Raw genomic sequence first — 208 nt, forward strand, 5'->3', positions numbered from 1 at the left:
ACCAGCGGCTACACCTACGCCGTCGAGCTGAGCCTCGACGAGGCGCTGGCCGCCGGCGCCACCCGGGTCGACTTCAACCACCCGCTGCCCTTCTACGTCGACAACTTCCTCGGCTTCCCGGTGGGCGAGCGGGTCCCGGCGGGCTGGTACGACGCCGAGAAGAACGCCTGGATCCCCTCCGACGACGGGCGGATCATCGGCATCGTCG

Annotated in this window: 1 protein-coding gene; it reads left to right on the forward strand. The window is 70.2% G+C overall.

Features of this window, described 5'->3' with window-relative positions; all coding sequences use genetic code 11:
• A partial coding sequence (locus ACYQ2W_RS26995; protein WP_459874254.1) for a hypothetical protein occupies nucleotides 1-208 on the forward strand: 208 nt, incomplete at both ends.

The organism is Endothiovibrio diazotrophicus (assembly GCF_054657215.1).